The organism is Maribacter sp. 6B07 (assembly GCF_002700155.1).
GTDB lineage: Bacteria > Bacteroidota > Bacteroidia > Flavobacteriales > Flavobacteriaceae > Maribacter > Maribacter dokdonensis.
In genome coordinates this window covers 257,202-277,455 of sequence record NZ_PDUT01000001.1, presented here as the reverse complement: position 1 = coordinate 277,455, position 20,254 = coordinate 257,202, and the positions used below count along the sequence as shown (strand labels likewise).

The window sequence follows — 20,254 nt, the reverse complement described above, 5'->3', positions numbered from 1 at the left end:
ACTTATCTTGCTATGGAAAGAAAAGAATTTTTACGAACTCTGGGTGCGGGTGCTGCATTTGCAATAACGTTTCCTTGCTTGGGCAGTTGTTCCAAGGACAATGAAGTTGAAGGGGATATTGTTACGCCACCAACCAATGTAGATTTCACTATTGATCTTACTTCTTCCGAGGCTGCTAAATTGGCAAATAATGGCGGATTTATTTTAAAAAATCTTGTTGTCGTAGTTAGAAATCTTGAAGGTGAATTTGTTGCCGCTACGCAAATCTGCAGTCATGAGCAATATGATCAGGTAAGATTTGTAAATCAAGAAGGTGGTATTTTTTACTGTGATGTGCATGGATCAAAGTTTTCTCAGACCGGTACTCCTTTAAATGAAATTCCTAACAGTACTTCAAGAGCGTTGAAAATATACAATACTTCACTTGAAGGTGATATTTTACGAGTTTTTGAGTAATGACCAAACAACAATTCTAAAACCAACAACACCAACCTAACTTATTATTCTTTGATGATAAAATTGACCCCCAACTAGAGAAAGTAAGTGAAGTATATCAGTGCCTTATTAATAGTTATGTTGACCTACATTTCGTATGGTCAAGATAAAAAGTACGTTACCGTAAAGAAGTCTTACGAGGTAATGGGCGGTGATTTTGACATCACCGTAGTTTCTGTAGATGAGGAGTTGGGTTACATTTATATACAGGAAGCTTTGGCCGAAGTTCAAAGAATTGAGAAGTTGATCTCTTCCTGGGACCAGGACTCTGAAACAAGTTTGATTAATAGAAATGCCGGTATTAAGCCAGTTCACGTAAGTTGGGAACTATACAAGCTCATAGAGCGGTCTATTCAAATTTCTGAAATTACCAACGGTGCATTTGATATAACATTCACTGCACTTAAAGATGTATGGAAATTAGATGGTTCAATGCAGTCTTTACCTTCTAAGGCAAACGTAGAGGCGGTGCAATCTAGAATAGGGTATAAGAATATTGTTTTGAACAATAAGGATCAAACTGTTTTTTTAAAGAAAAAAGGAATGAAAATTTCTTTTGGTGGTATTGGAAAGGGGTTTGCTGCAGACAAGGCAAAGGCGTTATTGGTGTCAAAGGATGTTAAGGCCGGTATTATAAATTTAAATGGTGATATTACCACTTGGGGAACCAAAGTTACAGGTGATAAATGGTTGATCGGGGTTATGAATCCAGATTTAAAAGGTGGTATTGCATCATGGATTCCAATTCTTGAGTCGTCTGTGGCAACAACGGCCAGTGACGGCAATTTTATCATGTCGGGCAATAAAAAATACACCCATATTTTAGATCCTAAAACAGGTTTTCCCGCTACGGGTATCAACAGTGTATCGGTATTTGCAAAAAGTGCGGAGTTATCAGATGCCTTGGCAACATCCATCTTTGTAATGGGACTAGATGCAGGTTTGGCTCTCATAAATCAACTTGGAGATACAGAGGTTATTATTGTGGATAGTGCCAATAAAATGCACAAGAGTAATGGCATTCTGCTAAACTAAGTTTTTCATAAAACCAAGGTGCTCGTTTTTTAATTATTTCTTCCCACGATAATCACCTTAAAGTGTCTGTAATTTTATTGTAAATTTGCCATACAAGTGAAGTAAGCATATGATAGAAAAATTAAACATAGTAAAACAACGTTTTGATGAGGTTTCCGACCTTATAATTCAACCGAATATTATATCTGATCAAGATAAATATGTAAAGCTTACTAAAGAATATAAAGATCTTAAAGACTTAATGGATAAGCGAGAAGAATATCTTGAGCTTACCAATAATATTGCCGAAGCTGAGGAAATCATTGCCGATGGTAGTGATGAAGAAATGCTTGAAATGGCCAAGATGCAAATGGAAGAGGCCAAAGGGGCTCTGCCAAAGCTGGAAGAGGATATTAAACTGATGTTGATACCAAAAGATCCTGAAGATGCTAAGGATGTCGTAGTAGAAATCAGGGCAGGAACGGGTGGAGATGAGGCTAGTATCTTTGCCGGTGACCTTTTTAGAATGTATACTAAATACTGTGAGGGTAGAGGTTGGAAAACAAATGTAATTGACCTTAGTGAAGGTACTAGTGGTGGATATAAGGAAATTCAGTTTGAAGTATCTGGTACAGATGTATACGGAACTTTAAAGTTTGAAGCCGGTGTTCACCGTGTACAGAGGGTTCCGCAGACCGAAACCCAGGGTAGGGTACATACCAGCGCCGCTACGGTTATGGTTTTGCCCGAAGCTGAAGATTTTGACGTACAAATAGATCCTAAAGATGTACGTATAGATTTTTTCTGCTCGTCAGGTCCTGGTGGTCAATCTGTAAACACTACATACTCTGCGGTGCGTTTAACGCATATACCAACGGGTTTAGTGGCTCAATGTCAGGATCAAAAATCGCAGCACAAGAATAAGGACAAAGCTTTTAGGGTTTTGCGTTCTAGGTTATACGATTTAGAATTGGCAAAAAAACAAGAAGAAGATGCTGCAAAGCGAAATTCTCAAGTAAGTAGTGGTGACCGTTCTGCAAAAATTAGAACTTACAATTACCCGCAAGGTAGGGTTACCGATCATCGTATTGGTCTAACCTTGTATGATTTGTCTAATATTATAGATGGAGATATCCAAAAAATAATAGATGAATTGAGTTTTGTAGAAAATACCGAAAAATTGAGGGAAGCCTCTGAGATATTTTAAAATATGACTACCCAGGAATTGGTTGCCCAAATTCATAAAAAACAATCCTTTTTGTGTATAGGTTTAGATACCGACTTAGAGAAAATTCCACCTTTTTTGTTGGAGGAAGAAGATTCTATTTTTGAGTTTAACAAAGCAATAATTGATGCCACACATGATTTATGTGTGGCTTATAAACCTAACATAGCATTTTATGAAGCGTATGGCGTACAGGGGTGGTCTGCATTGCGAAAAACGATTAAGTATTTAAATAAGAATTATCCTGAAATTTTCACCATTGCAGATGCTAAACGTGGTGATATAGGTAATACGTCTACAAGATATGCGAAGGCATTTTTTGAAGATTTAAATTTTGATTCCATCACAATTGCTCCTTATATGGGCAAAGATTCGGTTGAACCTTTTTTGGAGTTCAAGGATAAACATACCATCTTACTTGCCTTAACGTCAAATGGTGGTGCTTTTGATTTTCAAACTAAAAAGATTGGAGATAGAGAGCTATATAAAGAGGTATTATCGGTTTCTACTACCTACAAAGGGGCAGAGAATTTAATGTACGTTGTGGGTGCCACAAAGGCTGAATATCTGAAGGAAATTCGTCAAATAATACCTAATAGCTTCTTATTGGTGCCTGGTGTTGGTGCCCAAGGCGGTAGTTTAGTAGATGTTTGTGAATATGGTATGACAAAAGATGTTGGACTACTTATTAATTCTTCACGCGGAATTATCTATGCATCTGACCAGGAGGATTTTGCAGATGCTGCTAGAAAAAAAGTTAAAGAGTTACAAGAAGCTATGAAAATAGAGCTCCAAAGACTAAACTAGGTCTTCTAAAGTTTTTTTGATTTTCTGGGCTTTAGATTCAAAAAATTCTCCCAACTGGGTATTGGTTTGCATGTTAGAAGCTTTGTCTAAAAACATTTGATATTGATACTCCAATAAGCTTATTATGTCTGTATTAGCTTCCATTGGTGTTACTGTCCCTACCTTGCAATATTGCTTTTCCATAATCCTGGTTTTAGTTTCTTACAAATATACGTTCAGATTCAGGTTTTGGATGTGTGTATGTGTAGCTGTACATCTAATTTATAGGTAATATGTCTTTTTTTTAACAAATACACCTGTGATAATTTAAAAGATAGCGCTTTACAAGTGATTTTTTAAAATCTTAAACAGATTGTGAAAAACTATATTTACATTGTACATTACAATTTTTTTTAAATACAAACCTGTGCTTCATTATATTACGTATCATCATAAAACAGCTACTGAATGGGTGACATTTGTACATGGCGCAGGAGGTAGTTCTTCAATATGGTTCAAACAAATACGAGAATTTAAGAAACACTTTAACGTATTGCTATTAGATTTAAGAGGTCATGGGAATTCTAAGTCTAGTTTAAAAAATGTTTTTAATGAAAAGTACACCTTTGATGTTATTACTAACGATATTGTTGAGGTTATTGATCAAGAAGGTATAGAAAAATCTCATTTTGTAGGGATATCATTAGGTACTATTTTAATACGGAATTTAGCGGAGAACCATCCTTATCGGGTTGAAAGTATGGTTATGGGCGGTGCTATAATGAAATTGAACCTTAGATCTCAAATATTGATAAAACTTGGTATCATATTTAAATCGATCGTGCCTTATCTATGGTTATACAAGTTCTTTGCTTTTATTATAATGCCAAATAAAAATCATAAGGAGTCTAGGTCGCTTTTTGTTCGTGAGGCAAAAAAGCTATATCAAAAAGAGTTTATAAGATGGTTTAAGCTAACCTCGGAAATTAATCCATTATTACGCTTTTTTAGGTCTGCAGATATCAACATACCTACATTATATGTCATGGGAGAAGAAGATTATTTATTTCTTCCCAGCATTCGCAAAATTGTTTCTTTGCATAAAAGTTCGCAATTAGTGGTGGTTGAAGACTGTGGTCATGTTGTAAATGTGGAACGACCTGTATTTTTTAATGAGAAGGTAATTGCATATTTGGGAGGTCAAAAAACAATCTAAAGTGCTTTAACATTGATTTACAAAGATGTCGTCTTCAAGTGTTAAAATAAAAAAAACCGATGCTCCCACCGGTTTTTGCTAACTAACTAACTCAAAAAATAACTAACTCAAAAAATTGAAAATGAATGCTTTAATATTCTTTTGTTTAATTTTAACGCATATATTTTTGAGTTATTGTTTAAGTTGTTGAAAATCTATTTTTTATCTTGAAGTGCAAATACTTTTTTAAGGATATCTGTAGTTCTTGAAGAGAACTTTGTTCTAATTTCTTCTTCCTCTACAGCAATCATTTTATAAACTCCTGATAAAGCCTCCTGTGTTACATAATCTGTTAAATCTGGGTTTACATTGTTGGTCAATGGGATTGAATTGTATTTGGTGATTATAGAACTCCAAATTTTATCTGCACCTACTTTTTGAAAAGATTCGTTGATTACAGGATTGAATTTAGCATATAGCTCTGTATTCGTTTTTGTTTCCAAATATGTAGTAGCAGCATTGTTTTCACCAAGAAGAATATTTTTTGCGTCTGCGAACGACATGTCTTTTACAGCATTTACGAAAATAGGTGTAGCTTCTGCAACAGCATCTTCGGCAGCACGGTTCAAAACCTTTAAGCCTTCGTCTGCCAAATTGCCTAAACCTATATCGCGTAAAGTTTTATCTACCTTTTGTAGGTCTTCTGGTAATAGAATTTTGACCAATTCATTTTTATAAAACCCGTCAGTAGCGGTTAACTTGCTTACCTGTTTTTCTATACCTTGATCTAAAGCTTCTTTTAGACCATTTGCTATGGTTTCATTGCTCAAAGCAGTGTCTGTAGATGTAGGTAATTGATTTACTACTTGCTGTAATTCATTGCATGAAATTGCGAGCATCATGCAGAAGGCCAAACTAATTTTTTTAATCATTATTGTATTATTTGTATAGGTTTTACTTTAGTACTTACGAGAATATGACCGTTTTATTGTTGTAGACCATTGTTTTGCGTGCAATATGCAATTTTACTCCTCTAGAAAGTACAATCTTCTCAAGGTCTCTACCTTTTGTGATAAAGTCTTCTATTGTGTGAGAATGGGTTACCGTAGTAACATCTTGCTCAATAATTGGTCCGGCATCCAATTCTTCAGTTACGTAGTGACTGGTGGCACCGATAATTTTCACACCTCTTTTAAATGCTGCATGATAGGGTTTAGCACCGGCAAAGGCAGGTAAGAAAGAATGGTGTATATTAATTATTTTGTTAGGGTATTTGTCTATTAAGTTGCCACTGACTATTTGCATGTATCTAGCTAAAACGATAAAATCTACATCGTGTTTTTCAAGTATTGCAATTTGCTCCTGCTCTGCCGTAACTCTATTGGCTTTAGTAAAGGGTACGTGATAGAACGGTATGTTAAACTGTTCTGCAATATACCTTAAATCGTTATGGTTACTGAGTATAAAGGGAATCTCAACGGCTAGCTCACCAGATTGGTATCTACTTAATAGGTCATAAAGACAATGGTTGTATTTAGATACGAAAATGGCCATCCTGGGTAATTTGTCATCGGTATGTAGACTCCATTCCATGTTGTAACTAGTAGCTAACTCATTTTGGAATAACGTTTTAAAATGTTCCAAATCTGAAAAGTCATTTTGGAATTCAACAACCGTTCGCATAAAAAATACGTTGGCAGGCTTATCAACATGCTGATCAAGGTATACGATGTTGCCTTTATTGCTATGGATAAAACCAGTTACGGTACTTATGATACCTGCTTGATCAGGACAATGGACTAATATAGTTGCTTTCAATTGTATGGTATTTTTTATGTCAAAAATAGACCATAATCCTTAATATGATAACTATATTACGTTGTTGTGTAAGATTTTTAGGATAATTATAGGTGGTCAGCTTTCCAAGCCTTGTACGATTTTCTAAAACTTTTGATCTCTTTTCTTAAAAGATTAATGTACTCAGTCTCCTTTACTCCATGTTTTTCCAATCCCATACAGTAAGAGTTGATGTTTCTTATAATGATATTTATGTAAGAAATGGTTTCTTTGCGTTCATTATTACAATTAGAATATTCAACTTGTGCAATTTTTTGAGGTATGAGAATGGCATCTGTCAAAATAGAATTAGCCATAATGTCTCTTAAGCTCTTTGATTCATAAAGGCGCACCAAATCTTTGTTGAAAGATACATATGACGCAATCTCTCTACTCATGGTGCAGAGTTCCAGTGCTTTTCTATAAATAGGCAAATGTTTTAAACTTCTATATGCCATTGTGTGGGGTATTGTTAGTGTTATATAAAATTACGTTAGTTATTTGATTATTTTCTATCGATTTTAAATGTAATTTGTAAATTTACCTTTGATAATAAATAATTAAAACTATATTCTTTTGAATCCAAAGATAGACGAGCTTAATTGGAAAATACTAAAACAATTGCAGGATAATGCAAGGGAATCATTTGCAAATATTGGTCGTACGGTTGGGCTCACGGCACCGGCAGTGGCGGAGCGCGTAAAGAAGATGGAGGATCTTGGTATCATACATGGATATAAGGCTACAGTATCTCACGCGTTAACCGGACATCAATTAAAGGCGATTATAACCTTAAGGGCATTTATGGGGAAATTGAAGCCTTTTTTAGCTGTTGTACCTACTTTGCAAGAGGTTATTAATTGCTACAGAATTACTGGAAACGAAAATATTGTTATGGAAGTTGTTTTAAAAGATCAGTTTCACCTAGAAAAGTTTATCGACCAATTAATACAGTATGGTGAAACAAGGACTCATATTGTTCTTTCTCAAGTAATTTCTAATGCCCCAATGCATAAAGTTAAATGATGTATTTCTTAATCTCTTTTATTAATTTATTAATGGATATTTAATTTTGGAATTGGTGATCATTGTTAAATTGGTTGGTGATTAATGGTTCTAAGATATTTTGGCTAGATTTTTGATAGAAATTAAATAATGAAAAAATTACTACTTCTTACGTTCGTTTTAACCTCTACGGCAATATTTTCTCAAGAATTAAGGCTTTTAAGAGGTGCTATTTCAGAAAATTTAGTTGTTAATGATTCGGTCAATGAAACCTTCTCTCTCTATTTGCCTTCAAATTTTGAGGTAAATAAAGCCTGGCCAGTTGCCTTTGTAATGGATTTAAAGGGTAAGGGTAAGGCTGCCGTTTCAATGTTGCTGGGTGCAGCTGAGCAAGAAGGCTATGTTTTGGCTAGTTCAGATAATATAAGTGATTCGCTTTCCATTTCTGAAAATGTTTTAATTGCGAATAGAATGTTCAATTCAGTGATCAGTACCATCCCTTTAGCTAAAAATCGTATGTATACTGCAGGTTTTGGTAGTAGTGCAATGTTCGCTTCAATTTTGCCAACATTTGTACGTAATATCAATGGAGTAATTTCTATAGGTGCGTCGGTTGGTAATGTTGAGATTTTAAATCCAAAGCAACCTTTTCAGTTCGTAGGGCTTGTGAATAGGGAGGATTATAATTTTACCGAGATGTTGAATAGCAGGGAATTGCTCAATAAATTAAAGTTTCCTAATGAATTAATAGTCTTTGATGGAGATCGTATGCTGCCAGAAGGTGACTTAATTGCTAATGCATTTAGAATGTTGACGCTTACTAGTATGGCAAAAGGTCATTTGGAAAAGGATAGCAGTTTGGTGGCTTCTTCGTATGATCGATTCTTGACTTTGGCAAATTCCAACATTTCCAAACAAAAACCTCTTTTAGCTACATATCAATTGTTAGATATGGAAAAGATTTTCAATCCATTGGTAGATTTAGATACGCTAAAAGCTACGCAGAAAACTTTAAGAAGAAGTTCTAATTATAGACAGGCGAATAGAAGTCAAAACAGTTATTTTTTGAAAGAATCTTTTACCAAAGAAGATTATAACTACTATTTGGAAGAAGATATTATCACCTATAATTATGCAAATCTTGGGTGGTGGAATTATCAAATGCAAGAATTAAATAAATTGGATAGAAGTTCTAATTTATATGAGCGGCAAATGTCAAGTAGGTTAAGAGGGTATATTAATGCTCTGGTGTCAGATAATATTGATTTTATTGAAGCTGAAGATGTGGTAGATTATGAAGCACTAAATTTATTACACATGTTAAAGACCATTACTTCGCCAAAAGATTATAATGCTTACTTAGAGGTAATCTCAATTAGTTCAAAAATGGAAGATTACGGTACAGCCTTATTTTACTTAGAAGAGTTGCTTAAAAATGGTTATACGGATAAAAGCGGGTTATATTCTTTGGAACACACTGCATTGTTCAGGATTATGCCGGAATTCAATGAAATGGTTGAAAAATATTTAAAAGGTGCCAGATATGATGTTATTGAACGGTAATGTGAGGTACATCTTTCAATTTCCAATCTATGACCAGACCTTTTGCCAATGATTTGGCAATATCTTTTCCGTACAGTATTTCACATAAATATAAAGCGGCTTCAAAACTTTTTGCGCCTCCTGCAGAAGTAATGTATTTTCCGTCATGAACAAATAATACATTGTCCTTTATGTCTAAATTAGGAAACATGGCTTTGTAATTTTCAATATCACTGGGAAAAGTTGTTGAAGCTACCGAATCTAAAATACCAGCTTTTGCCAAGGGAAAGGCGCCGTCACAATGACTGGTCATATATAGTGCGCTCTTGTCTATTTGTTTGATAAAGTTGATCATGACTTCATCTTTTAAGTCTCTATCCATAGAATGTTCCGCACTAGGTACTACCAATATATCTATTTTAGGTAAATCATCTTTAGTGTAGTCAAAATCGGGTAAAATGCGAACACCTTCAAAAGTGGTTATGGGTTCTAAAGTATTTGCTACGGTAAATGTGTTCATGGCCTTTATGCCTTCTCTAAATTTTGTATGTTGAAATATATCGAATGGGGCTGTAAATTCAGTATTGAACGTTCCGTTCATTATTAGAAAAGCAACATTATAATTACTGGGTTCTAGCTTTGGTAATTGTCTTGTTTCTTTAACCACTGCGGTTTCTTTTTTAGCTTTCTTTTGATTGCAGCTAACTAGTATAAATGGTAAAAGAATAAGAAGGTATTTAAGTTTCATATGAATTGTTTTCGATTTCTAAAGTACGATTATATGTGAAAAACTTACAATGAATATATTGTATTTTTGAAATGTAAATGAATGGATATGAGAATAAGTATTGCAGTATTGATTTTGTGTGTAATGGTTTCTTGCGGACAAGAAAAAAAGTATCATGATGCCAAACCTAACATTGAATCAATAACAAAGTCAGATAAGCTAGCTGATATTTTGCTGTTTCAAGAAGAGCTGAACGCTGAGTTTAAAAATCCTGAATCTTCACCTTTGCCCGATAGATTTAGAATTGATTTTGAGTCTTTAGAATTTTTTGAGCCAGATACCAACTACATAGTAGAAGCGGAGCTTGTAAGAACGCCAGAAGCTTTACCATTTTCAATGCCAACAACAACAGGTAGAGAATCAACGGAGGTGGTTTACGGTATTGCTAAATTTACCTTGAATGGAAAAGATCATAAATTGGAAATTTATCAATCGCCGGAGCTAATAACGCAAGCCGAATATGAAGATTATTTGTTTTTGCCTTTTACAGATAATACAAACGGAGAAGAAACGTATGGCGGTGGTAGGTATTTAGATTTAAGAATACCAAAGGGCAATAAGATAATTTTGAACTTCAATAAAGCCTATAATCCTTATTGCGCTTATAATAAAAAATTTAGTTGTCCAATTGTGCCTAAGGTCAATAATTTGGATACAGAAATTAAAGTAGGGGTGAAAGCCTTTGAGCATTAATGGGAAAATAAAAAACCTCGGCAGGTATTGCCGAGGTTTTAAAACTTAAACTATAAAATCAACCATTAATTATATCAACAACTTAGAAAGAGTATACGGCTGCTACTAAGAAAGAAGATAAGCTTTTAGAAGCTGCGCCGTCTGCATCAAAGTAAGGCTCAACATCACTACCCCAAGAATCTAATCTGATTTCTGGTTTAATGGTTAAGTTCTCTACTGTATAGCTCCCTGTTAAAGTTAATCCTAATACGTTAGGGTTATCTATAGCTGGGTCATCTAAATCAATTGCGAAATATTCACCTCTTAAACCTATAGAGAAGTCGTCTGATGTAGCGTATTGTGGGTATAGTGCTACACCTGAGAATCCTGCACCATCGTTATCAGCATATGCTGCATTTATCCCTAAGAAGAAATCTTCTGAAAGATCAAAACCACCTGTATAATCAATTTCAAAACCTAAAGCCTCACCACCATCGTAGTAGAAGTTAAGGTACTGACCTGAATAACCCAATTGAGCTCCAGCAGAATATGCGCCAGTTAAGTTATTGTTGGTATCGGTTACGTTCATAATAGCTAACATTAAACTGAAATCATCAGATAAAGCAAAATCAGCCTTTAAACCTACATGAGAAAAAGGTCCGCTAGAGAACAAGTAAGATGTGCTGTAGTTAAAGTTACCTACCGGAGAAATTACTTCGTATCCTAAGTATGTATTAAATCTACCCATTGTTAATGTAGTAGCATCAGATACATTCCAGTAAGCATATAATTGATTTAGGTTATAACCACCCACAGCATCTTCACCTCTAGGGCCAAATACAACATCTGCAACTACACCGGTTTTTTCGCCTTCGTAAGCGGCAACTATATTGGCCATACCCAATGCAAACCCTAATTCGTTGGCAAATGAGCTACCGAATGATTGAGGGGTAGCATCAGAAGCACTTAAATTTGTTTGGTAATAAGCATCTACAGAACCGCTAATGCTAATTTTTTTCTCTTCCTCTTCTTGAGCTACTACACCTGCAGCTGCAAAAAGCATAAGACCTGATGCGAAAATATTTTTTACGTACTTTGTATTTATAATCGTTTTCATAAGTTTTGATTTAATCCCTAATGGGATGAATTAATTTTGAGAAATTTATTTATTGAAAAGGTTATGTAACGGAGCGTTCTGCAAAACGCTCCGTATTTTTTTAGTGTTGGTTCATTCTGAAATCAGCATAAGCATCCATTCCGTGCTCATGAAGATCTAAACCTTCAACTTCTTCTTCTTTAGAAACTCTAAGTCCAATAGTTGCTTTAAGTACTCCTAAAATAATACCAGAGGTTACTATACAGAACCCACCTACGATCAATACACCGTATAGTTGTGTCATGAACTGAGCTCCACTAGCCATGCTACCGAAGATACCTACAACCAATGTTCCCCAGATACCACAGATCAAGTGAACTGCTACAGCACCTACAGGGTCATCTAATTTTAATTTGTCTACCAAGGCAACACCACCTACAATGATAATACCGGCAATGAATCCAATGATTACAGCTTCATTTGGTGACATTAAATCCGCTCCTGCGGTAATACCTACCAATCCACCAAGAATACCGTTTAAGAACATAGTTAAATCCAAGTTCTTATAAAGAATAGTAGAGGTGATCATAGCTCCAAATCCACCAGCGGCTGCAGCCAAACTTGTAGTAACCAATACTAAAGATGTCAATTCTGGATCTGCGGATAATACTGAACCGCCGTTAAACCCAAACCATCCTAACCATAATATCAATACACCTGCGGTAGCCATTGGTATGCTGTGACCCGGTATAGCGTTTGGCTTACCATCTTTACCGAATTTTCCAATTCTAGAACCTAAAAGGTATATTGCAACTAAAGCTGCCCATCCACCTACTGAGTGTACTAAAGTAGAACCTGCAAAATCATAGAATCCCCATGAATCCAGGAATCCGCCTCCCCATTTCCAAGCACCTACTATAGGGTATACCAAACCAACGTAGATTACTGTAAATATCATGAAAGCTCCAATTTTCATACGTTCTGCTACTGCACCAGATACAATAGTAGCCGCTGTTGCTGCGAACATTCCTTGGAAAAGAAAATCTGTCCACCACGTGTAGCCGCCATCTGCATAGTCAGGTGTCATACCGCCTTCAGGGGCACCAATACCGAAACCTGCAAATTTTAATAAGCCCATATCTCCGTCTTCAAAACCTGGGTACATTAAATTGAAACCCCATGCATAATAAAGAAGTAAACCACCTGTAATAATGAATATATTCTTAAATAATATGTTGATTGTGTTCTTTTGTCTTGTTAAGCCAATTTCTAAAAAGGCAAAACCTGTATGCATGAAGAATACCAATGCGGTAGCCAACATCATCCATACGTTATTTGCTGTAAATAATCCTGCGTCCATTTCGTTTAGTTTTTTAGTTAGTTATTTTATTTAGTTAATACCGGCTAAACCGTCTTCTTTAGTTCTTATTCTATATGCTTGAAGGACTTCAGATACAAATATTTTACCGTCACCTACATTACCGGAGTAAGCTGCCTCTAGTATTTTATTAACTGTTTTTTCTAGAAAGTCATCTGATACTACAATGGTTAGGTACCTGCGTTGTATATCAGTAGTACTGTAAGAGATACCACGGTAAACGTGACCTTCTTTTTCATTACCTACACCTGTTACATCCCAGTAACTGAAGAAATTTACTTCAATACTGTGCAACGCTTCTTTGACATCGTCAAACTTTGATTTTCTAATAATTGCCTCGATTTTTTTCATTTGAATAAGTTTTTGATATTGCCAAATATATGTTAAAAACATTGTCACCCTAAAAATATTAGGGGTTCATGCGTAATTTTTACGAGTATCTTAATATATACCCCATAAATTTTAGGGTAATGTTATTTATGGTTAAATATTTTGACAATATCTATAAATGGAATTGATGAAATTAACCTGTGTGTAGAATAATCGTCAGAAAAACGAGAGATTATCTAACGATTGTTTAAAAAATGAGCAAATACCTAAAAAAATGAACAAAAATAAAATAGTGCTTAGTGAATGTTAATTCTATAACATTTTGCAAATCCAAAGACCTAATGAGATGGCTAAGACACCAATAACGACACTTAACCCCATATATAATGAAGTTTGAAGTAGAGAAGATTCTTTTAAAAGGATATTGCTTTCTAAAGCAAATGTAGAGAAAGTGGTAAAGCCTCCGCAAAATCCGGTGGCTAATAATAAAGTCTGATTTTCAGAAATGTAATTGTTCTTTAAGGAGAGTCCTATTAGTATACCTATTATTAGACAACCAATTACGTTGACAAGAAAAGTACCTAAATAGAAATTTGAATAGTAGGCGTTAAGGTTTTTAGATATAATATATCTTAATATACTACCGAACCCCCCACCTAAAAAAACCAGTATAAATTGTTTCATACCTTATAAAGGTAAAAACTAAACGGCTTTCTTGTAGCTGGTTGTAAGTAAATCTAATGGGTAAATAACAGAAATTGGTTGTTTGGATAGCTTTTGAGAAGAAGTTTTCGTTTTTTGAGAAACACTTATTAAGCTAACTACAACTAAGGCAACGTTAATACCTACTAATACTAAAAAAATTGTAAGAAATGTCATCATAATTTATTACACCTTTATAGATGAATAACGCAAAATTACGGTATTTGGTATATTAAACGAGGATATTGACCGTTTTGTTGTGAAAACGTTAATTTTTGTGGTGTAGGAAAAAAATTAACTATTCCTTTAGGAAAAACTTTATAAATAGTAGTAAAATCAAGAAAAGTGCAAAGGATATGCCAATCCATTTAACACCTTTAAAATTTTTACGATGAAAATCAAGGTCTTTTTTGTAAGAAATAATGATTATGATCGTAAAAACCACGGCAAAAGCGATTGCAAAAATGATTTGTCCGGTGCTAAACATATTTTATATTTTTACGCAAAGCTAACCTAAAACGGTAAAATAAAAATGAAAAACAAAATCAATGCAGTAAAGGAATTTCATAATTCTTTTGGTCTAGGTGTTTCTGAGGAAATGATTGCTGATTTAGGACCAGCCAAGAATATGTTGCGCTTTAATTTAATGGATGAAGAGAATAAGGAGTATTTAGAGGCTGCCCAAAATAATGATTTGGTAGAAGTTGCCGACGCCCTTGGAGATATGTTGTACATATTGTGTGGTACAATTCTAGAACATGGCATGCAATACAAAATTGAAGAGGTGTTCAATGAAATACAACGTAGTAATATGAGTAAGTTGGGTGAAGATGGTAAGCCAATTTACCGGGAAGATGGTAAGGTTTTAAAAGGCCCTAACTATTTTAAACCTAATATTAATGAAATATTGAGTAAATAAAAAAGGGGGCAATTTGCCCCCTTTTTATTATGAATTAATTTTTTAAGCTTTCAGTTTAAAGCGCCATCCAAACTCGTCCTCAGACTTGTTGTATTGAATATCCGTAATGATTTTCTTTAATTGTTGACCATAACTATTATCTAATTCTGGTAGATCATAATCTGTATCTCTAAAACCAAATCCAGCGATTGGTGATATTACTGCAGCAGTACCTGCACCGAACATTTCTTTTAATGAACCGTCTTTAGCTGCTTCAACTACTTCTTTTACTGTAATTTTTCTTACCTCGGTCTTTATACCTTGGTCTTTGGCAATTTCTAAAATACTCTTTCTTGTTATACCATCTAAAATACGATCACTTGTAGGTGCGGTCAATAAAGTGTCGTTTATTCTAATGAAAATATTCATTGCACCAGCCTCTTCTATATATTCGTGAGTGGTGTCATCTGTCCAGATTACCTGATTGTATCCTTTTTCAATGGCCAATTGGGTTGGGTAAAATTGCCCTGCATAGTTTCCACCTGCTTTTGCGAAACCAACACCTCCATTAGCTGATCTTGAATATTTTTCTTCGATAAGAACTTTTACTTTACCTGAAAAATATGCCCCAGAAGGAGCACAGGCAATAATAAACTTATATTCATTTGCAGGTGAAGCATGAAATCCGTTGCCAGAAGCGAACATAAAAGGTCTAATGTATAAAGAACCTCCTTCTTTTGTTGGTATAAATTCTTTATCCAAGTTTAACAGTGTAGTTAAACCTTCCATGAAATAGTCTTCGGGAATCTGCGGTATGCACATTCTCTCTGCAGAAATATTTAAGCGTTTAAAGTTGTCTAACGGTCTAAATAAAAAGACATCGTCATTTTTGTCCTTATATGCTTTCATACCTTCGAATATAGATTGTCCGTAATGGAAAATTTTAGAAGAAGGGTCAAGTGTTATAGGTTGGTATGGAGTTATTGTAGGTGTTTCCCATGCTCCGTTCTTATATGTGCAGACCAACATATGGTCAGTAAATACAGAACCAAAGGTTAAATTGTCAAAATCAACTTGGTCAATTTTTGAAGTTTTAACTTTTTCTACTATGATATCTTTCGTTGCAATACTCATGAAATACGTAACTTTAGTTGATTAAAATTAAACAAATATCCATAGTAGCACTTCTTTTTTTCTTTAAAATTGATCAGTTTTGCAGGGATATCAACATTTTTGAGATTTATGAAAGGATTTAACATATTACTTGTCTTTTTATTTGGCATTTTTTCATGTTTTGGACAACAAAATGATGCAAATACTTCTTCAAAGTTTTACGGTGAAGAGTTTACTGTCACTACATTGAGTGAAAAAGATGAAGTTATGAGGCAATTTGCCACCATGCCTGTTTCTGATTCTTTACAGCTACAATTTAAAACCAAGGTAAAAGAAGTGTGCAAAGTTAAAGGGTGTTGGATGACCGTTGAGCTAGCTGATGGAAACCAAGCTATGGTACGTTTTAAAGATTACGGTTTTTTTATGCCAGCTGATATTTTAGAAAAGGAAGTGGTTTTGAATGGTAAGGCATTTGTTGAAGAAATGAGTGTTGATGATCAAAGACATTATGCTAAAGATGGCGGTAAAACAGCTCAAGAGATAGCACAAATAACATCTCCAAAAAGAACTTACAGTTTTGAGGCTTCTGGAGTATTAGTTCCAAATTAATTGAAAAGGGAAATTATTACAACGGCTGATGGTTCTACGACCATTCAAATAAAAGATTGGCAAGAACAGTATCATTCAAAACACGGTGCTATTCAAGAGGCTTATCATGTATTTATACACTCTGGCTTAGACTTATTTGAAAATACAACGGTAGATATTTTGGAAATTGGATTTGGTACCGGTTTAAATGCACTGATTACTTTAATTGAATTCAAAAAAAGAAACCTAAAGATTAATTATACTGGTGTAGAGGCGTATCCCGTTTCTAAAGATGAACTTGGCCAGCTAAACTATTTAGAGCAGTTGAAAGCAAATTCCTTGAAAGATGAATTTGCTACAATGCACACATCTCCATGGGAAAAGTTGGTTGAGGTAACCGGAGACTTCAGCCTAATAAAGGAACAAAAATTCTTCAAGGATATTAGTAAAAGCAATGCTTTTGATTTGGTTTATTTTGATGCATTTGGAGCTAGGGTACAACCGGAACTGTGGACGGTTGAAATCTTTGAAACTATGTTCAAAGCAATGAAAAGTGGTGGTTATTTGGTTACATATGCAGCAAAAGGCAGTGTAAGAAGAGCCATGCTTGAAGTTGGTTTTTTGGTAGAAAGGTTACCTGGACCTCCTGGCAAAAGAGAAATGTTAAGGGCAAAAAAACAATAATTAATATGGTGTTAGTAAAACTTTAACGCCTTTAAATTCAATAGGTTCTGCATTTATGTTAAATCGAAATTAAATTGCATATCAGCGAGCATCAAAAGCAATATCTTTATTCCATGAAAGTATTGATTACAGGTGCAACGGGTTTAGTAGGTAGCGAGTTGGTATCTCAATGCCATGAAAAAGGTTATGCCGTTAATTACCTAACTACTCGAAAAAATAAAATTGTTTCAAAACAAAACTATCAAGGTTATTTCTGGGATCCTACTACAGGTGAAATAGATGCCAACTGCTTAGATGGTGTTTCTACCATTATCAATTTAGCAGGGTCAAGTATCTCTAAAAGGTGGACAAATAGTTATAAGAAAGAAATTATTGACAGTAGGGTCAATACCTTAGAACTTCTTAGGAAAACATTATTGGAGCGTGAAGGCCATACGGTAAAATATTTGGTGTCCGCATCCGCTATAGGTATTTATCAAGATTCTTTAAGTCATTATTATACAGAAGATAATACTAATGTTGATGATAGTTTTTTAGGAGAAGTGGTTAGCCTTTGGGAGAAAAAGGCAAACGAATTTAAATCTCTTGGACTAACGGTTGCTAAAGTTAGAATTGGTTTGGTGTTGTCTAAAGATGGTGGTGCATTGCCAGAAATGGCAAAACCGGTTAAATATTATGTAGGTTCCGCATTTGGAACAGGAGAGCAGTGGCAGTCTTGGATTCATGTTGCAGATTTGGCAGGTATTTTTATACATATTATAAAGTATAAGTTAAAGGGTGTATATAACGGAGTGGCACCCAACCCGGTGACTAATGCCAAGATGATCAAGGAAATAGCAAAGGCTTTGGATCAACCTTTGTTTATGCCAAATGTGCCCAAGTTAGTAATGTACACCGTGTTAGGTAAAATGGCGTATATATTATTCGCTAGTCAGCGGGTTAGTAGTAAAAAAATTGAAGAAGAAGGTTTTGTGTTTAATTATGTGAATATATGTCAAGCACTAGGTGCAATATATGATAGTGGTACTAAGTGTGTAGATGATAAAAGTAATGTGACAAAGCAATTTGTTTCTTAAATAAAATAGTTTCTTACCTAGATAGATAATCCGCTTTTGGCGGATTTTTTTTATTCTTTTGTGACATTTTGACATTTTTAAAGAATTGGCAGTACTTTTGCCTGCTTTTAAACAGCGATTTAAATTACAATTAATTATGAGTGATAAAGAAAACACTTTGGACGAAGAATTCTTGGAAGATGAGCTTTTAGAGGGCGAAACACAAGAACAAAAGGCAGGAGATGAAAAGGAAAATGTAGAGGAAGAAAAGTCTGTTGAAGAGACGCTAAGTGAAGAACTTGCAAAAGAAAAGGATAAGTTTTTAAGATTATTTGCTGAATTTGAAAATTATAAAAGACGTACTTCTAAAGAACGTATGGAGCTTTTTAAAACGGCAGGTCAAGAAGTTATAGTTTCATTATTACCTGTGTTAGATGATTTTGATAGAGCTATGAAAGAGTTGGCTAAATCTGACGATAAAGAGGTTTTCAAAGGAGTAGAGTTAATAAATGTCAAGTTTAGAGAGACCTTGAAAGCTAAAGGTTTAGAGATGGTTGAAGTTAATGCAGGTGATGTTTTTGATGCAGAGATTCATGAGGCCATTACTCAAATACCTGCTCCGGACAAAAAGATGAAAGGAAAGGTTATTGACGTCATCGAAAAAGGTTTTAAGTTAGGTGACCGTATTATTAGGCATCCAAAAGTAGTAGTAGGAAATTAAATAATTGGAATGAAGGAAGATTATTATGAAGTATTGGGCATTAGTAAAAACGCTACTGCTGCAGAGATAAAGAAAGCTTATCGTAAAAAAGCATTACAGTATCACCCGGATAAAAATCCTGGTGACAGTTCTGCCGAAGAGAAGTTTAAAAAATCTGCCGAAGCTTATGAAGTGCTTAGCGATGCAGATAAGAAAGCGCGTTATGATCAATTTGGTCATGCAGCTTTTGAAGGTGGTGCCGGCGGTTTTGGCGGTGGCGGCATGAATATGGATGATATCTTCAGCCAATTTGGTGATATTTTCGGTGGTGCTTTTGGCGGCGGCGGCTTTGGTGGATTTGGCGGCGGTGGCGGTCAAAGAAGGGTAAAAGGAAGTAACCTCCGTATTAGGGTTTCTTTGACCTTGGAAGAAGTTGCCAATGGTGTGGAGAAAAAAGTTAAAGTAAAGAGAAAAGTACAGGCAGAAGGTGTTACTTACAAAACATGTTCTACGTGTAATGGAAGAGGTCAGGTGACCAAAATTCAAAATACCATACTTGGTAGAATGCAAACAGCTGCAGTTTGTAGTACTTGTGGCGGTAGTGGACAGATTTTGGACGGTAAACCTGGTGATGCCGATGCACAGGGGTTAAAGGTAGTGGAAGAAACGGTATCTATTAATATTCCGGCCGGTGTAGAAGAAGGTATGCAGTTGAAGGTTCCTAACAAAGGTAACGATGCTCCGGGTAACGGGGTGCCGGGAGACCTGTTAGTGGCTATAGAAACACAAGAGCATAGTACATTAAAAAGAGAAGGTGATAACTTGCATTATGATCTTTATGTAAGTATCTCTGATGCGGTTTTAGGTACATCTAAAGAAATAGATTCAGTTGGTGGAAAGGTTCGTATTAAATTAGAGCCAGGAATACAATCAGGTAAAATATTGAGATTACGAGGTAAAGGTATTACTAGCTTAAACGGATATGGAGCTGGTGATATATTGGTTCATGTTAATGTGTGGACACCTAAAGAATTGAATAAAGAGCAAAAAGAGTTCTTTGAAAAAATGCAAGGCAATGATAATTTTGAGCCTAGACCGGAGAAATCTGATAAGTCATTTTTTGAAAAAGTGAAAGATATGTTCTCTTAATTTC

The 20,254-nt window shown here is 34.9% G+C and carries 24 protein-coding genes; 14 read left to right on the top strand and 10 right to left on the bottom strand.

What is annotated here, in order from left to right:
* Positions 1–12 precede the first annotated feature (12 nt).
* The 4 genes from CSC80_RS01195 to pyrF all read left to right on the top strand — a co-directional run bounded on the left by CSC80_RS01195 (position 13) and on the right by pyrF (position 3,541).
* On the top strand, positions 13–456 hold the full coding sequence (locus CSC80_RS01195; RefSeq protein WP_058103598.1) for a Rieske 2Fe-2S domain-containing protein: 444 nt from the start codon (positions 13–15) through the stop codon (positions 454–456).
* A gap of 87 nt (positions 457–543) precedes the next feature.
* Positions 544–1,530 carry an FAD:protein FMN transferase gene (locus CSC80_RS01190; RefSeq protein WP_236973296.1) on the top strand — a complete coding sequence of 329 codons (987 nt, stop codon included), beginning with the start codon at positions 544–546 and terminating at the stop codon, positions 1,528–1,530.
* Between the two features lie 109 nt (positions 1,531–1,639).
* Positions 1,640–2,716, top strand: a complete 1,077-nt coding sequence (gene prfA, locus CSC80_RS01185; RefSeq protein WP_058103596.1) for a peptide chain release factor 1 — start codon at positions 1,640–1,642, stop codon at positions 2,714–2,716.
* A gap of 3 nt (positions 2,717–2,719) precedes the next feature.
* Positions 2,720–3,541, top strand: coding sequence for an orotidine-5'-phosphate decarboxylase (gene pyrF, locus CSC80_RS01180; protein ID WP_099189179.1), 822 nt, complete (start codon positions 2,720–2,722; stop codon positions 3,539–3,541).
* On the opposite strand, the gene CSC80_RS01175 is transcribed toward pyrF, so the two are convergent.
* Positions 3,533–3,724, bottom strand: a complete 192-nt coding sequence (locus CSC80_RS01175) for a hypothetical protein (RefSeq protein WP_058103594.1) — start codon at positions 3,722–3,724, stop codon at positions 3,533–3,535. The genes pyrF and CSC80_RS01175 overlap by 9 nt on opposite strands.
* A gap of 223 nt (positions 3,725–3,947) precedes the next feature.
* Between CSC80_RS01175 and CSC80_RS01170 the strand changes: the two genes are divergently transcribed.
* The gene (locus CSC80_RS01170; RefSeq protein WP_099191354.1) at positions 3,948–4,736 is read left to right on the top strand and encodes an alpha/beta hydrolase; all 789 of its coding nucleotides are present in this window, start codon (positions 3,948–3,950) and stop codon (positions 4,734–4,736) included.
* Positions 4,737–4,930: 194 nt separating this feature from the next.
* Here CSC80_RS01170 and CSC80_RS01165 read toward each other — a convergent pair whose 3' ends face one another.
* The 3 genes from CSC80_RS01165 to CSC80_RS01155 form a co-directional block, all read right to left on the bottom strand.
* A complete protein-coding gene (locus tag CSC80_RS01165) occupies positions 4,931–5,647 on the bottom strand; it encodes a DUF4197 domain-containing protein (RefSeq protein WP_099189176.1) in 717 nt (238 codons plus the stop codon).
* Positions 5,648–5,681: 34 nt separating this feature from the next.
* Positions 5,682–6,533, bottom strand: coding sequence for a formyltetrahydrofolate deformylase (gene purU, locus CSC80_RS01160; RefSeq protein WP_071341548.1), 852 nt, complete (start codon positions 6,531–6,533; stop codon positions 5,682–5,684).
* 86 nt (positions 6,534–6,619) lie between these two features.
* Positions 6,620–7,009 (bottom strand): hypothetical protein, encoded by a 390-nt coding sequence (locus CSC80_RS01155; RefSeq protein ID WP_058103591.1) that lies wholly within the window; start codon positions 7,007–7,009, stop codon positions 6,620–6,622.
* 118 nt (positions 7,010–7,127) lie between these two features.
* Here CSC80_RS01155 and CSC80_RS01150 point away from each other — a divergent pair, with 118 nt between their 5' ends.
* Together CSC80_RS01150 and CSC80_RS01145 are read left to right on the top strand one after the other, a co-directional pair.
* Positions 7,128–7,577 carry an Lrp/AsnC family transcriptional regulator gene (locus CSC80_RS01150; RefSeq protein WP_058103590.1) on the top strand — a complete coding sequence of 150 codons (450 nt, stop codon included), beginning with the start codon at positions 7,128–7,130 and terminating at the stop codon, positions 7,575–7,577.
* 129 nt (positions 7,578–7,706) lie between these two features.
* Positions 7,707–9,119, top strand: a complete 1,413-nt coding sequence (locus tag CSC80_RS01145) for an alpha/beta hydrolase (protein ID WP_099189174.1) — start codon at positions 7,707–7,709, stop codon at positions 9,117–9,119.
* Here CSC80_RS01145 and CSC80_RS01140 read toward each other — a convergent pair.
* Entirely contained in the window at positions 9,106–9,846 is a 741-nt protein-coding gene (locus tag CSC80_RS01140; protein ID WP_099189172.1) for a DJ-1/PfpI family protein, read from the bottom strand. The two genes, CSC80_RS01145 and CSC80_RS01140, sit on opposite strands and share 14 nt — an antisense overlap.
* Before the next feature lie 81 nt (positions 9,847–9,927).
* Between CSC80_RS01140 and CSC80_RS01135 the strand changes: the two genes are divergently transcribed.
* Positions 9,928–10,578 (top strand): DUF1684 domain-containing protein, encoded by a 651-nt coding sequence (locus tag CSC80_RS01135; RefSeq protein WP_317197077.1) that lies wholly within the window; start codon positions 9,928–9,930, stop codon positions 10,576–10,578.
* 82 nt (positions 10,579–10,660) lie between these two features.
* On the opposite strand, the gene CSC80_RS01130 is transcribed toward CSC80_RS01135, so the two are convergent.
* From CSC80_RS01130 to crcB, 4 genes are all read right to left on the bottom strand, one after another.
* Positions 10,661–11,674 carry an outer membrane beta-barrel protein gene (locus CSC80_RS01130; RefSeq protein WP_071341551.1) on the bottom strand — a complete coding sequence of 338 codons (1,014 nt, stop codon included), beginning with the start codon at positions 11,672–11,674 and terminating at the stop codon, positions 10,661–10,663.
* A 100-nt stretch (positions 11,675–11,774) separates the two neighbouring features.
* Positions 11,775–13,013: an ammonium transporter gene (gene amt / locus CSC80_RS01125; protein WP_074672620.1), complete on the bottom strand. Its 1,239-nt coding sequence runs from the start codon at positions 13,011–13,013 to the stop codon at positions 11,775–11,777.
* A gap of 30 nt (positions 13,014–13,043) precedes the next feature.
* On the bottom strand, positions 13,044–13,382 hold the full coding sequence (locus CSC80_RS01120) for a P-II family nitrogen regulator (protein WP_058104293.1): 339 nt from the start codon (positions 13,380–13,382) through the stop codon (positions 13,044–13,046).
* 291 nt (positions 13,383–13,673) lie between these two features.
* Positions 13,674–14,045 carry a fluoride efflux transporter CrcB gene (crcB, locus tag CSC80_RS01115; RefSeq protein WP_091605978.1) on the bottom strand — a complete coding sequence of 124 codons (372 nt, stop codon included), beginning with the start codon at positions 14,043–14,045 and terminating at the stop codon, positions 13,674–13,676.
* A 550-nt stretch (positions 14,046–14,595) separates the two neighbouring features.
* Between crcB and CSC80_RS01105 the strand changes: the two genes are divergently transcribed.
* Positions 14,596–14,982, top strand: coding sequence for a nucleoside triphosphate pyrophosphohydrolase family protein (locus tag CSC80_RS01105; protein ID WP_058103583.1), 387 nt, complete (start codon positions 14,596–14,598; stop codon positions 14,980–14,982).
* A 42-nt stretch (positions 14,983–15,024) separates the two neighbouring features.
* Here the strand turns inward: CSC80_RS01105 and CSC80_RS01100 are convergent, their stop codons facing one another.
* On the bottom strand, positions 15,025–16,095 hold the full coding sequence (locus CSC80_RS01100; RefSeq protein WP_099189170.1) for a branched-chain amino acid aminotransferase: 1,071 nt from the start codon (positions 16,093–16,095) through the stop codon (positions 15,025–15,027).
* A gap of 108 nt (positions 16,096–16,203) precedes the next feature.
* Here CSC80_RS01100 and CSC80_RS01095 point away from each other — a divergent pair, with 108 nt between their 5' ends.
* From CSC80_RS01095 to dnaJ, 5 genes are all read left to right on the top strand, one after another.
* The gene (locus CSC80_RS01095; RefSeq protein WP_099189168.1) at positions 16,204–16,683 is read left to right on the top strand and encodes a DUF4920 domain-containing protein; all 480 of its coding nucleotides are present in this window, start codon (positions 16,204–16,206) and stop codon (positions 16,681–16,683) included.
* On the top strand, positions 16,684–17,346 hold the full coding sequence (gene mnmD / locus CSC80_RS01090) for a tRNA (5-methylaminomethyl-2-thiouridine)(34)-methyltransferase MnmD (RefSeq protein ID WP_099189165.1): 663 nt from the start codon (positions 16,684–16,686) through the stop codon (positions 17,344–17,346).
* 113 nt (positions 17,347–17,459) lie between these two features.
* Entirely contained in the window at positions 17,460–18,422 is a 963-nt protein-coding gene (locus CSC80_RS01085; protein WP_099189163.1) for a TIGR01777 family oxidoreductase, read from the top strand.
* A 136-nt stretch (positions 18,423–18,558) separates the two neighbouring features.
* Entirely contained in the window at positions 18,559–19,122 is a 564-nt protein-coding gene (locus CSC80_RS01080; RefSeq protein ID WP_058103578.1) for a nucleotide exchange factor GrpE, read from the top strand.
* A gap of 9 nt (positions 19,123–19,131) precedes the next feature.
* Complete coding sequence (dnaJ, locus tag CSC80_RS01075) at positions 19,132–20,250, top strand: molecular chaperone DnaJ (RefSeq protein WP_058103577.1); 1,119 nt, start codon at positions 19,132–19,134, stop codon at positions 20,248–20,250.
* Positions 20,251–20,254: the final 4 nt, after the last annotated feature.